12 protein-coding genes and 1 pseudogene are annotated in these 13,034 nt (G+C 37.0%); 7 read left to right on the top strand and 6 right to left on the bottom strand.

Going from position 1 to position 13,034, the window contains the following annotated elements; all coding sequences use genetic code 11:
• Positions 1-6: 6 nt before the first annotated feature.
• Positions 7-1,623, top strand: a complete 1,617-nt coding sequence (gene tagH, locus ADA55_RS07320) for a teichoic acids export ABC transporter ATP-binding subunit TagH (protein ID WP_048681313.1) — start codon at positions 7-9, stop codon at positions 1,621-1,623.
• Positions 1,624-1,881: 258 nt separating this feature from the next.
• On the opposite strand, the gene ADA55_RS28330 is transcribed toward tagH, so the two are convergent.
• Both ADA55_RS28330 and ADA55_RS07310 read right to left on the bottom strand, forming a co-directional pair.
• Positions 1,882-2,913 carry a triple tyrosine motif-containing protein gene (locus tag ADA55_RS28330; RefSeq protein WP_048681311.1) on the bottom strand — a complete coding sequence of 344 codons (1,032 nt, stop codon included), beginning with the start codon at positions 2,911-2,913 and terminating at the stop codon, positions 1,882-1,884.
• Positions 2,914-2,987: 74 nt separating this feature from the next.
• Positions 2,988-4,361: a right-handed parallel beta-helix repeat-containing protein gene (locus ADA55_RS07310; protein ID WP_048681308.1), complete on the bottom strand. Its 1,374-nt coding sequence runs from the start codon at positions 4,359-4,361 to the stop codon at positions 2,988-2,990.
• Positions 4,362-4,849: 488 nt separating this feature from the next.
• Between ADA55_RS07310 and ADA55_RS07305 the strand changes: the two genes are divergently transcribed.
• Positions 4,850-5,245, top strand: a complete 396-nt coding sequence (locus ADA55_RS07305) for a triple tyrosine motif-containing protein (protein WP_048681303.1) — start codon at positions 4,850-4,852, stop codon at positions 5,243-5,245.
• 1,243 nt (positions 5,246-6,488) lie between these two features.
• Here the strand turns inward: ADA55_RS07305 and ADA55_RS07300 are convergent.
• On the bottom strand, positions 6,489-6,812 hold the full coding sequence (locus ADA55_RS07300) for a hypothetical protein (protein ID WP_048681298.1): 324 nt from the start codon (positions 6,810-6,812) through the stop codon (positions 6,489-6,491).
• 392 nt (positions 6,813-7,204) lie between these two features.
• On the opposite strand from ADA55_RS07300, the gene ADA55_RS29220 reads away from it, so the two are divergent.
• From ADA55_RS29220 to ADA55_RS07295, 3 genes are all read left to right on the top strand, one after another.
• The gene (locus ADA55_RS29220; RefSeq protein WP_153246104.1) at positions 7,205-7,342 is read left to right on the top strand and encodes a hypothetical protein; all 138 of its coding nucleotides are present in this window, start codon (positions 7,205-7,207) and stop codon (positions 7,340-7,342) included.
• Positions 7,343-7,602: 260 nt separating this feature from the next.
• Positions 7,603-7,734: a hypothetical protein gene (locus ADA55_RS30960; RefSeq protein ID WP_255294649.1), complete on the top strand. Its 132-nt coding sequence runs from the start codon at positions 7,603-7,605 to the stop codon at positions 7,732-7,734.
• 210 nt (positions 7,735-7,944) lie between these two features.
• Positions 7,945-8,202 (top strand): hypothetical protein, encoded by a 258-nt coding sequence (locus ADA55_RS07295; protein ID WP_048681295.1) that lies wholly within the window; start codon positions 7,945-7,947, stop codon positions 8,200-8,202.
• A gap of 631 nt (positions 8,203-8,833) precedes the next feature.
• Here the strand turns inward: ADA55_RS07295 and ADA55_RS07290 are convergent.
• Both ADA55_RS07290 and ADA55_RS30360 read right to left on the bottom strand, forming a co-directional pair.
• A complete protein-coding gene (locus tag ADA55_RS07290; RefSeq protein WP_048681289.1) occupies positions 8,834-9,763 on the bottom strand; it encodes a LytR family transcriptional regulator in 930 nt (309 codons plus the stop codon).
• A gap of 279 nt (positions 9,764-10,042) precedes the next feature.
• A pseudogene (locus tag ADA55_RS30360) lies at positions 10,043-10,177 on the bottom strand (ABC transporter ATP-binding protein); the annotation flags it as partial.
• Between the two features lie 234 nt (positions 10,178-10,411).
• Here ADA55_RS30360 and ADA55_RS07285 point away from each other — a divergent pair.
• The gene (locus ADA55_RS07285; protein WP_048681284.1) at positions 10,412-10,621 is read left to right on the top strand and encodes a hypothetical protein; all 210 of its coding nucleotides are present in this window, start codon (positions 10,412-10,414) and stop codon (positions 10,619-10,621) included.
• A 142-nt stretch (positions 10,622-10,763) separates the two neighbouring features.
• On the top strand, positions 10,764-11,270 hold the full coding sequence (locus tag ADA55_RS07280) for a hypothetical protein (RefSeq protein WP_048681281.1): 507 nt from the start codon (positions 10,764-10,766) through the stop codon (positions 11,268-11,270).
• A gap of 324 nt (positions 11,271-11,594) precedes the next feature.
• On the opposite strand, the gene ADA55_RS07275 is transcribed toward ADA55_RS07280, so the two are convergent.
• Positions 11,595-12,860: a replication-associated recombination protein A gene (locus tag ADA55_RS07275; protein WP_161798616.1), complete on the bottom strand. Its 1,266-nt coding sequence runs from the start codon at positions 12,858-12,860 to the stop codon at positions 11,595-11,597.
• Between the last annotated feature and the right edge of the window lie 174 nt (positions 12,861-13,034).

Below are 13,034 nucleotides of genomic sequence, written 5' to 3'. Positions count from 1 at the left end.
TAAGTTATGACGCTAAAAGTTCAATTTAAGAATGTTACGAAAAAGTATTCATTATATAAGAAAAAATCGGATAAGCTCAGGGAAATTTTTTTTTCCAATAAGAAAAATGAAGATTTTTATGCGTTAAACAATATTTCTTTTGAAGTATTTAAAGGAGAAACCATTGGGATAGTCGGGGTGAATGGATCCGGTAAATCTACTCTTTCTAACCTCTTAGCTCAAGTAGTTCCACCAACGTCAGGTACCATAAAAATCGACGGGGAAACTTCTCTCATTGCCATTTCTGTTGGCCTAAATAATCATTTAACAGGAATGGAAAATATCAAACTGAAATGTTTAATGCAAGGTTTTACTAAAAATGAAATTAAGGAGATTACTCCAAAAATCATAGAATTTGCAGATATTGGAAAGTTTATTCATCAACCTGTTAAAAACTATTCTAGCGGTATGAAATCAAGATTGGGATTTGCTATCTCTGCGCATACAAATCCTGATATTTTAGTTGTAGATGAAGCTTTGTCTGTAGGCGATCAAACCTTTTATCAAAAGTGCTTACAGAAGTTCGATGAATTTAAGGCTTCTGGAAAAACCATCTTCTTTATTAGTCACTCTTTATCCCAAATAAGCTCTATTTCCGATAAAGTTTTATGGCTGCACTTTGGTCAACTTAAAGAATTTGGAGAGACGAAGACGGTCCTGGAAAATTACCAAGCCTTTATTAAATGGTTTAATGCTTTGAGTGAAGAAGAAAAAAAGCAATATAAAGTGGAGATGCATCAAGCACAATCATTCGAAAACCAAGGCACCTCAAATTTGTCTGAAGCACAGCAAATTAAAAGGACCGACAAAGCAAGAAAGAAGAAACAATATCCGTTCTTGTTTTTATTTCAAATTGGCTTTTTATTAATGGGTATGTTCCTCAGCGCGTTGTTTATGTTTAACGAAACGTCCAGTGCTTCCATTCTTGGCAAAATACCGGACCTTTTTGCAGAAAAGCAAGCAATAAAGAAAGAACAGGTAAACATTAAGAAAGTTGACAGTAAGGGTATAGTTAAGGAGCGGACAGCCGTTATTTACAGTGATCAAGCTTTAACAAATAAAGCATTAGAGGTTCCGTTTACAACAACTCTTTTTGTAGAAGAAAAAGCCAATGATGTTTATAAAATAAAGGTGAATGATTCGATAGGATATACGAGCGTTAAAAACGTTGAATTAGTTGACAACAGCAAAGATATAACCGTTGAGTTAACAACAGAGGATTTAAAAACGCTCTTTCCTTTAGCTGTAGCAAATTCTTATCAATATTTTCTTGCACAATTAGACCTTGATTATGGAGAAATTGGTGATAAATTAAGGGGCCTTACTAATAGAGGATTTGATGAATTCGGGAATAAAATTCTATTTTATGATACAGATCACATCTCTATTCTTTTTAATGAGGATAATGTATCAGAGGCCATAACCATTCACGATATAGTACTAGACGAGCAATTGCTAAAAGATATCCAAAGTAGGGCGGAAGTCAAATCAGATGATAAAAGTCTTTACTATATCTCAATCCAAAATTATTACGTAACATTAAACATTAAGGACAGAACACTATCTTTTGTAAAACATGACTAAGCATTGATTATTGCAGAAATCTCTTATTCCTCCAAAGGAATAAGAGATAAGACCGTAGAAAACCCAGGCTCCAATCCTTAGATTGGGGCCTGGGTTTTTCTTAAATAGATGATGATCACTTATTATTACGCTGGACATCGTTTCTTACATTCCAGTTTGCCGGTTTCTTACATTCCAGTTTGCCGGTTTCTTGAGGTTCATGGCAGCAATTTAAGTAAGCATCGCCTGCATGGGCCATTTAAAGTTGTTTCCATTTTATTATTTTCTAAAGTAATTTTGGTATTTCTCCATATCGGTACTAACAATTTTCGCTGGTACACCTGCAACGACACAGTTATCAGGAATCTCTTTAGTCACTACTGAGTTTGCACCGATCACTACATTGTTACCTATTTGCCCTCCTATACATTTTGATCCAGGGGCTATATATACATTATCTCCTATAATAGGGAGGGGCCCTTTGGATCCAATTGTTACATTCTGAGATATAACACAGTTTTTCCCTATCTTTGCTTTCTTGTGAATAATCATCCCTACAGCCCCATAACCAAATCTTGTCCCCTCAGCAATCTCTGCAGTGTAGGGGATAAATGAATTAAACTTGAATTGGATAAAGCTTTGGATGAATTCGGCTTCATCCTTCAAACCGTTTAGATAACAGAACCTCGATATTCTATACAATTCAATTGCGGACTGATCATACATAGTTTTGATAACTAAATTATTAGGAGCTAAACTAAAATTGAAAAATTCATAGTTATTTATCCCGTGACTCATTAAACTTTTTTCAAGTTGAGCTGAATAGGGATTGCTAATTATAACATTTACATCTCCTAGATCTTTTATAGAAACTAGATTACTAACTTTTAATCCAAAAAATTCATCACCAAATTTATTTACATCGTCGTCCACAAAACAAAGAACCTTGTATCGTTTCTCTAAAATGGATTTAATAAATATACTGTTTTTAGAAACTCCATATATTACTATCTGTAAAGGTTCCTCTTGGATACTTGTTTGATCAAACCCTATAAAATCAATGGTTTTACTTGTCTTGGCTATTTTATTCCCGTTTTTGTCTCTAATATAAGTTCTTACTCTATAGCTGCCTTCTTCAGATAAGTTATATAGAAAAGATGAGTTACCATCATAGGGAAACTTCTCTATGACCTCATCATCTTTGTATACATAGTAGGCAAATTCCAAGTCTTCTCCTTGCGCATTACAAGTTAATTTGATTTGGTAATAGTTTTCTAGTTTTGCATTAACACTTTTAAAGATAATAGACACTTTTAATTCCCTTCCTTGCAAGATATTTTTACCCATTAAGGGTGAATTAGTAAATATTTCTTCTCTAAGAAGAGCTATTGTGATTTCATTTTATTTGCTTCTAATTTTATGTCACTTAGTTGATTGATATTTCCTTTTAGAAATAGACCATTTTGGTCAGCTGCTATATTTTCTGTGGCAATTATTGAACCCAGGTAACTGACGCGGAGCAAAATAAAACTCTCCAACTGATTTCCATTCTTACTCTTATATACATTATTTAGAAGTTTTAAATTATCTCCATAAGAAGCAAATACAAACCTTGAGCTAATTCCCTGAAGTGTATTCTGTTTAATTGTAATATAATTCCCTCTTGCCACAAAAGCTTGATCAAAATTCTCTATATAGTTTTTTTCGAAGGTGATGTACTCAGCAGTCGAATGTGTACCGAATCCACTATTGCCCAATGCAAGTGTACCTTTACCCGACCCATATGCTCTAGAATTTTTCACTATGCCATAGCGCGAAGGAATATCACCTGAAAAATCCACTCCCCGCCGGACTTTTTTAAACGTACTTTTCGTAATTAGGGTTCCCGTACCTCCGTAATCCTGTATACCATAACCAGTTGATATCTCCTTTGTAGTTCCTAATTCTACTCGGACATTGCTTATGCTAGTCCCATAGGTTTTGTTAAGAAAGATACCGGTTTCTTTTGAATTCAATATTGAAACATTATCAATTTTAGTATCACTGGCATAGTTAACCTTTACCATGACTGTATTAGAAGGATTGGGATGTTTGAAGATGATATTATGTAGCCTCAAATAATGGCTTTTGAAGGTAGCAGCTTTAACTGTCTCACCCTCATGAATATTATAATTGTCATGAGCAGGACGATCTAAGTAAACTTTATTTCCTTCAATTTTAGTAATCTTGTGGAGTTCTCCTTTATGTAATACACTTCGGTTATCCCAATACCAAAGCTTTTTTGATTTCAAATGAAATAAATCTCCTGGTTCCATATCATTTGTACTTTTCACTACTACATAAGATTGTTTCTTAGAAACATTCTCCGTGACATAGGTAGAATTAATTCGTTTATTATTAAAAATAAGGGCACTTTGATTATTCTTTTGCAAAATAATTGCCGATTTTTTAGCCCCTTTCTCTGTAGAGATTGTAATAGAATGATTGCTTATTAAAGGTTTATCAATGATATAGGTCGCACCATCTTTCAATTTTATAGAGGAGCTATTATCAATAGCTTTTTGTAATGATTGAGTATCTGGTATATTATCAAATCCATTCGCACCAAATTCTTCAGGCGTTTTAACAACTTCCTTATTATTTCTATTACCAATTTCAGGTGTTTTTACATTTTGTTTTGTATAAAGACTCCAAACAGCTACAGCCATTAGTAATAAAATAGCAATATAAGGCCATATTTTTTTTCGGTATTTCAGCATAACGTTTCTCCTTTGTTTAATTCCAGTTATAGCTTAGAGGAGTATAAATGAAATTCATATTAAGCTATTATACTATTTTCACTTGTTTTACTTCTGTATTAATATAGCAGAGTGTGGACAAAACGTATAGACAACAAATAGTCTGGGCGTAAAAGACTTAGTACCATGGGATTAATTGCTCTTATACCCTAAGATGACATGTAATATGCTGAAAATGAAAAAGGATATATGTTTTTATTCAATGCATAAAAATACTTAGGTTATATTTTTGTTAATATGAACCCCTTTCTTATCATTTATTAACTTTTTTTGTTATAATTTTAGCAGTGGAAAATTAGGGGATAAATCAAAATACATAAGAGTTACTATGGAGAAAAGAGGGTAAAAAAGGCCGCAGAGTGAGTAATTATGACAGTGATTGTACATAGGTGGTTTTTAAGTAGGAATCTTTAGCCGCTGTTTGTTTGAATTTCAGGAGGGAAAAATCTATGAAAAGAAGTCTAATTATGTTATTGGTAATGTTATCACTAGTGGTAGCTGGTTGTGGGAAGGATACATCCAAAGAAACAACAAACGAAGATTCAAAAACAGTATCAAGTAGTGAGTCTAAGGAAAAACCACCAAGGATTAAAGGAGTCACTTTAGAGCAAATTAATGCTAAAACACTTGAAGTTAAAAGTGAAGCAATAGGAGAAAATCTGCAATATTCTTTTTATATTTTTAAGGATGGTGAAATACTAGAGAAACTCCCATATAAATCAACTAATCACTTATCATATACCGTAAAAGAACCAGGTGAATATATGGTGAGAGTATATGTGAAAAATAGTGAGAAAAAAATTGTTACAGCAAATACGGATAAAATCGACTTTGATTTAAAATAAGGTGGAAGTGGGTCATTTAAAGGAGAAGAGTTACATTAGGCAGACTCTTTTATTCATAGTGTTGCCTGTAGGTCCCGAACTGTAGTGAAGACATTAGTAACCGGATCTTAAGACCAAGGGGAAGGTTGGGTGACCTTCATATCTTAAGGAAGTCGGCGGCAAAAATTCGCTCCTGGTAACACGAATCTCTTAAATACGGTTTTCTTGAAGACCTTAAAAAAAGTTGCCTAAATAAGTGTAGCCCATCCATTTGTAGAGAGTAAGAATGAGAGAGAAAACATTGACAAAATCCAAGGTTTAATATTAAGAAAATGGCAGGCATCACACAAAGATAATTGTTTTTGTGGGGTGCCTGCCATTTTTATCCTGATTTAGCTTAATCACTTCAAATTTTAGTTGGGTAAGCACCAATAAAACAGGCTAGACAGCGGCTGCTAGTTTCTCCAATATCCACATCTACTATCTCTAATAACCCTTTGGTACTAAAAAAGGCTAATGAATTTGCCCCAATAACCTGTCCCATAGCATGTTCGTGTTTGTTGGTAAATAGTTATGCCCATAACAATTATCGACTAACACTACACTTTTTTCTTTCAAATTCTTGCACAGTCCTTAATATCAGTCGAACAGCTAAGTCGCTCAATTTTTACGTAAACTTCATAAATGAACGCCCAGTATTAGGATTTTCATAATTCACATGTTATATGGAGTTCCTGATAGTTGAGAAAATCCAATCGGCAGGGACTTGATTTGGAAACTGCAGCCTCAACATCATCTTAAATCAGATTTTATTTTACATATTTCACCCAATACTTCCGTATTGTAAAGACATACTTCCTTGAATAACGGACGGGCAAAATAGACAAATTCAAAGGAACAAAGGGAACCTTACATTTTTTTCGCAAATCCTCCAGATTGAATTCCATTTTCATCTATAAGAAACCATTTACTCGGTTCAACATTCCTCCCAACCTTAGCATTAACCGCATTTAATGCCCATGTTTTTGAGGAGACGATGATTGGTTCACCAATTATTCTAAGGTTAAGCGGAGGTTACCCAAGAAGATCTAAGGCAATTAGCATTTGTTTTTCAGTCTTAATAATCAAATCAAGATAATGTCGATACGTTTAAGAATATCAGGGCCGCTTCGGCGAAATGCTTTTTTCTTGAATGAGCTATTAAGTGGACAATAATTTAGTATCTGTTTAGTTGTAACACATCCCGTTCTATCCATCCTTGCATTTACGAGGTTGCCATTATGAGCAACAAAGTCCCCGTCGCAACGAGGGGGGTATGCCTTTGTAGTAAATTTTCACCAGAAGCTGAATATTGTATATGACCAATAGTCATATTTCCGCTTAGTCCTTCAAGGATGTCCCGTGAAAAAACTTGGGTGACTAATCCCATTCCTGTGAGTCCTGAATGATTTCCTTCACTAGCCACAAATCGTGTACTCTCCTGACCACGGAGTAGAAGTGCATGAAGTCCGTAATAAGTTATTTCGGCTGCTTTGGGGTGATTAAATACTCCATATACCCCGCATTTCTCCTGCATTTCTGAATCCATTTATTTCTTCCTCTCGTTGATATCATTTTTGGCAAAAGGTTTTCTTTCCTTTTTATTTACTAATCGGTAAATGGATATGGATTAAACAAATTGCAACCATAAGAACAGTTCTATGCAACAGGTAGGAATGATTGCTTTGCATTATTAGATGAATACCTAGGAATAAAAGATTTTTTGGTATCATGGAATATTTTAAATAATGTACTTTGTATGATTAGACTATATAGTTAGAAACAGATGTTAATTTTTAAAATCTAGCTCATTATAAAAATAGTTAATAATACCTAAAAGTTTTTGGTTATGTGCCGATACTAAATTATAGAGATCAAGCAAAGGGACTTCGTATAAGGCGATGTCAGATAGCTGCCATCAAAATATAAGGAGACTATTTGATGACAAAAAACAAATTCATTACGTTCGAGGAAGTTTATGAAAAGAAACAGAGAAGTAAGAAAATTTTTATTGGCACTTATATTACCATTACATTAGTTTTGATTTCATTAATGACATATTTTATGGGACAATCATAATATGGGTATCGAAAGGACTGAAGAATCGGTCCTTTTTTGTTTTTTATCTATACATATTGACAAGTAGTATTCCTTCCCTTGAATATTAAAGGAATGTTAAACTTTAGTTACTTTTCTTATAATATAGTAGAATCCGCTTGCCAATCCCTACTATATATGTGATTATCAAATAAATGAGCTATATTCCTTATTTTTGAAAAAAGGATTAGGACAACAGTATGAAATGGTGGCTCAATTAAATATTGGAGTGGAAATTTCGAATGGATTTTTTTGATATTTTAAAAGACACTTTTGCCAAGGGTGAGTCTGGACAAGATGTTACTGTAAATGAACTTGTGGAAGAGATTAAGGAGAAACTAAGCGGGATCATTGAACAACCTGATAGTATATGATCGTAGATATACATATTGAACATTTTGCTCGTGTCATGGGCAATGGTCACCTTCTTTTCTTTTATCGATGGAGGATGCGTCAATGAATCTAAGAAATCATTATTGATACATATACTTAAGGAGCATGTTTCACAACATGCTTCTTTTTTATGGTTTTCCATTAAATAGATTAATGATACATAAGAGGGTGATGAGGGGGAGGAAACAAAATTGGATTCCAATAGGAGTATTGACGGCTATTCTTATGGTTTTAGGTATAGGAGTGCCTCAAAAAGCGTGGTTGAAGATTTCTATCAGTATGAAAGTGAAGCGGAGTTCGGGAAGTCCTGGGAATTGATAAGTTCTGAAATAAAGCAGCGGTTTCCGAATCGTGCAGATTATGTGCAATATCGGGAGCATGTATTTTTACAGCATATGGCTGTGCAGATGTTTCAGTATGATAATGTAGATCGTTATTTAAGAAAGTGAAAAACTAGTGTCTGGATTAGGTTGGGAGGCAGCATTAACCGGCCTATGAAATACCAGAGCTACACAGGTCTTCAAATCTCGCTATGGGGTGTTTACTTTGGAACAAAATTGCTATGTCGTCAAAGAAAAAGGCGAATGGTGTTTGTATGGGTTACCAGTTTAAATAGGTTCCTCTCCTTTTTCAGGCTCAAGTTCGTTTTATTGAAAAGGGAGAGGCAATGCTCTCATATAATGCCGAAAAGATCTACTTCTCATGAAACATATTTCATTCTTGAACGGTCACTGATGGCTTTCAGAATAAACATTTTGTCCTGTTTGCTTAGCATAGCCCAGCTGCCTGCTTTGATTTTCATTTAAATCCACTCCTTTTGTTTAGGATCATTTATTATAGTTGGTGAATGATGGTTGATGGAATTCCGGGTCCAAAGAATAATAGTGTCAAGTGATGAAAGGGGCAAGGGGAAGATATAATTGTCAGCTCATATTAGATTATACCGTCTTTTCATGCCTAATAAACAACAAAAATTCCAACAAATCTCTACAATTGGTGTTCGTTTTTTGTCAGATTATTGGACGGGCAAAATGAAAAAGCTGTCAGGATGCGGGTCCGTACAGCTCTTTTCATTTTTTCTTATTTGATGGATAATTGTTCTTTTAATTCGGATTGAACCTTTTCTTTTTCTTCATCCGACACGATATTATAGTAGACTCCGTCGATTTTCGTTCCATTTCCTGGAATGGTTGCTTGCGTTATGCTTTTGCTTGCGTCCCTGTAGTTCTTTTGGATGTCCATCATGTCATCAAACGTCAAATTCGTCTGGATATTTTTACTTAATGCATCGAATACATCATCGTATTTCGTCAGGGATGAAAGGCTAGCGCCTTCCTTAATGACAGCCTCAATGATGGAACGTTGTCTGGATTGACGGCCATAATCACCATTCGGATCATCATATCTCATTCGTGAATATTTAAGCGCATCTTCTCCATTAAGATTAATGCTTCCCTTTGCAAAATGGACGCCTTCATAAGTGAAGTCCAAATCGTTTTGAACGGTTACACCGCCGACTGCGTCAACGATATCCTTAAAGCCTTCCATATTGATCTTCATATAATAGTCGATTGGGATATCCAGGAAGTTTTCAACGGTATCCATGGACATTTTCGCGCCCCCGAAGGCAAATGCATGGTTGATTTTATCCTGTGTCCCATGACCGACGATCTCGGTCCGTGTATCACGCGGAATGCTTAGCATTTTGACCGATTTCTTTTGTGGATTGACTGTCAAGACGATCATAGTATCTGAACGGCCTTTGTCGCCATCACGTTCATCGACACCAAGCATGAGCATCGAGAATGGCTCCTGATCTGACAGTGCAAGGTCTTTCGTTCGTTTATCCGTGGTACGGTCTATTGGTGTATGCATCGTGTCAACGGTTTTTGTCAGTGAATTCCATACGGAGTAGGCAAAGGCTCCCCCAGCTAGTATAAAAAGTAGGACAATTATCCCAACTACTTTCAGCCATGTCCGTTTCTTTTTCTTCTTTTTTTCATGTCTCATAGTTTACTTCCTTCCTCTTTTTGTAACCACTTCATCTATTATATTTAATTTCATAGTAAAAGAATAGTATATTTTGCTATTTTATAATACCTTTGGCATATTTTGGTGTGACTCAACTAGAACAATTCTTCATTTAAAGGTTTAATGCTAAAAGGTGTGACTAATCGGAAAAACTACACTACTTTCGTTCTTGGGTGTGCAATTTGGCCTAGTGTATCTTTTTGATCGATATATTTAGAGGCTGCAAGTCTTTTACATAAGTATTGTCGTTGCCGTGCTGATAACTATTTGCCTTTCAAATTTGATATATGACAGCAAGCTCCGTACAATCGACTCCTGGACCATAACATCCAAGCCTGAGAATGGTTCAGCCATTAAAACGACTGATGTCTTCCGAGACAGAGCTAGCACTAATTAGGGGAAATCATAAAGTAGCTTCGGAAAAGAGTCCGAGGTTCTTTTTTTGTTGCAAGAAAAACTATGACTCTAATGAATTTGATCAGGTGAAATGGATTATCCAAATATATCTAGGTGTATGAAGTTTTACTTCAAAATGGGTGATAAGCAAAGTCCCTCCAAGAAAGAAGGTGCATATATATGCAATACGGATATCCTTAAAGAATAAATAAATCTTGGAGGCTAAGCACAATGGAATATTTAACTGATAGTTCATCATACGAAGAAAGTAATTCAACGGAAAGTTCATCATACGAAAGTGATTCAGCGGAAAGCTCATCGTACGAGGGTGATTCAACGGAAAGCTTATCGGACGAGGGTGATTCAACGGAAAGCTCATCAGACGAGGGTGATTCAACGGAAAGCTTATCAGAAGATGAAAGTAGTTCAACTGAAAGCTAAACAGATTTAACAACTAGTTAAATTAGAATGAAGATTTACTTTAAAATGGGTGATAAGCAAAGTCCCTATTAGAAAGTAGGAACATATATATGCAGTACGGATATCCCTAAAGGATAAATAAATTTTGGAGGTTAAAGAATAAATGGAATATACAACGGAAAGTTCCTCGTACGAAAGCGATTCAACGGAAAGCTCATCGTACGAGAGTAATTCAACGGAAAGCTCATCGTACGAGAGTGATTCAACGGAAAGCTCATCGTACGAAATTGATTCAACGGAAAGTCCATCAGATGTAAGCGACTCAACGGAAAGTTCATCAGATGAAAGCGACTCAACGGAAAGTTCATCAGATGAAAGCAGCTCAACGGAGAGTTCATCAGATGAAAGCGACTCAACGGAAAGCTCATCAGATGAAAGCAGTTCAACGGAAAGTTCATCAGATGAAAGCAGTTCAACGGAAAGTTCATCAGATGAAGGCAATTCAAATGAAATCCTTTCCGAGGCTGCAGAAGAAGCAGAAGAAGAAGAAACTGAAAATTCAGCCGAGGGTGAGGAGAATGGCAGTCCTCGTCGTGTGAATATATTTAAGAAAATGTGGCTGGATAATATGATTAAAGCATCGAAGGGGATCTATAAAGACGAAGAGTGACCATACAGGTGCAGCAACCAAAGAGTTGTTGTGCCTTCTTTTGTAAAGGGACATGCCGCTAGACTCTTAATTGACGCTAGGATTGTAATCCATTTAGTAGATACGAGAAGCCTGTTTTTTTTTGCGGGGAAAATTGGCCAAGCAAGGCAATTCAAAAGGAATGTAGCTTAAGCGGTTTCTTAAGAAAGGAACCAGCCGGATTGTTTGGCTGACAATTGTACATATTGCCTGGAACACAATTGGTTTACTGGTGGTTTTTTCAATATATTGAAAGCATGTTGAAAGTTTTCAATAAAAAAACTCCGGATTTGAAGTGATCCGGAGTTATTTCTTTTTCTCGATATTTTCATAGACCGAGGCAAGGGCTTGTTCAAATTTCCCGCTCTTTTTCGGTTTGTAATATTTTTTGCTGCGCAGTTTGTCCGGTAAGTATTGCTGTTTCACCCAGCCATTCTCGTAGTCATGCGGATAAAGGTAGTCGATGCCGCGGCCTAGTTCTGTGGCCCCTTTGTAATGGGCATCCTTAAGGTGATCTGGTACATCGCCGCTATGGCCGCTGCGAATGTCTGATAGAGCTGCATCGATTGCGACAATGGCCGTGTTCGATTTTGGTGATAGGCATAACTCGATGACTGAGTTGGCAAGTGGGATCCGGGCTTCAGGGAAACCGAGTCGTTCAGCGGCTTCGACGGCAGCGAGGGCCCTGGGGCCAGCCTGGGGATTGGCCAGAGCTATGTCTTCGTAAGCGATGACTACCAAGCGGCGGGCGATGCTTACAAGGTCGCCGGCTTCGACTAAGCGACCCAAATAATGAAGGGCTGCATTCACATCACTGCCGCGAATGGATTTTTGGAAAGCCGACAGGACATCATAATGGGCATCTCCATCCTTGTCATGCGAGAAGCTTTTTTTCTGCATGCATTCCTCGGCAATTTGCAGATCTATATGAATGGATCCGGACTCATCGGGTTCTGTGGAAATGACGGCGAGCTCAAGTGCGTTAAGGGCACTGCGGACATCCCCGTTCGAAGCAGTCGCGAAATGGGTAAGGGCATCATAGCTGACCTCGGTTTTATACGCACCAAGTCCCCGCTCTTCATCATGAAGTGCCCGTTCCAGCGCTTTGGTTATATCATCGGTTACCAATGATTTGAGTTCGAAAATCTGGCACCGGCTTCTGATGGCCGGGTTGATGGCATGATAGGGATTGCTGGTCGTTGCACCGATCAGGGTGATCATCCCGTTTTCAAGATAAGGCAATAGGAAATCCTGCTTCGCCTTATCGAGTCGATGAACCTCATCAAGCAGCAGAATCACTTTACCGGACATTTTAGCTTCGGCTGCCACGATTTCCATATCCTTTTTATTATTGGTCACCGCGTTCAGCGTCCGGAACGCAAACTTCGTGCTTCCGGCAATCGCACTTGCTATAGATGTCTTGCCAATTCCCGGGGGACCATACAGGATCATGGAAGAAAGCTGCTTGGCTTTCACCATCCTTGCGATAATTTTTCCTTCACCGACCAGATGCTCCTGCCCGATGATCTCATCAATCGATCGAGGCCGCATCCGGAAAGCAAGCGGTTTAATATTCATTGCGCACCTCTCCTTTTTATATAAGGTATCACAACTGATGGGGGAAATGCGCTGATTATGCTATAAAAAGAGGGTGATTTCCTATTATGGCAGTCTCTTTGGGAATTTAATGTGTGCTGTAGGGTTATCAATCGAGCTAGCCTCACGAGCGAATAATTCGATCATGCC

This window comes from Bacillus sp. 220_BSPC, assembly GCF_001054655.1.
Taxonomy (GTDB): domain Bacteria; phylum Bacillota; class Bacilli; order Bacillales; family DSM-1321; genus Peribacillus; species Peribacillus frigoritolerans.
This window is presented reverse-complemented; position numbering and strand designations above follow the sequence as displayed.

Coding starts and splice junctions, on each gene's coding strand:
- tagH (WP_048681313.1), top strand. CDS start 7: ATGACGCTAAAAGTTCAATTTAAGAATGTTACGAAAAAGTATTCATTA.
- ADA55_RS07310 (WP_048681308.1), bottom strand. CDS start 4,361: ATGCTGAAATACCGAAAAAAAATATGGCCTTATATTGCTATTTTATTA.
- ADA55_RS07305 (WP_048681303.1), top strand. CDS start 4,850: ATGAAAAGAAGTCTAATTATGTTATTGGTAATGTTATCACTAGTGGTA.
- ADA55_RS07300 (WP_048681298.1), bottom strand. CDS start 6,812: ATGGATTCAGAAATGCAGGAGAAATGCGGGGTATATGGAGTATTTAAT.
- ADA55_RS29220 (WP_153246104.1), top strand. CDS start 7,205: ATGACAAAAAACAAATTCATTACGTTCGAGGAAGTTTATGAAAAGAAA.
- ADA55_RS30960 (WP_255294649.1), top strand. CDS start 7,603: ATGGATTTTTTTGATATTTTAAAAGACACTTTTGCCAAGGGTGAGTCT.
- ADA55_RS07290 (WP_048681289.1), bottom strand. CDS start 9,763: ATGAGACATGAAAAAAAGAAGAAAAAGAAACGGACATGGCTGAAAGTA.
- ADA55_RS07285 (WP_048681284.1), top strand. CDS start 10,412: ATGGAATATTTAACTGATAGTTCATCATACGAAGAAAGTAATTCAACG.
- ADA55_RS07280 (WP_048681281.1), top strand. CDS start 10,764: ATGGAATATACAACGGAAAGTTCCTCGTACGAAAGCGATTCAACGGAA.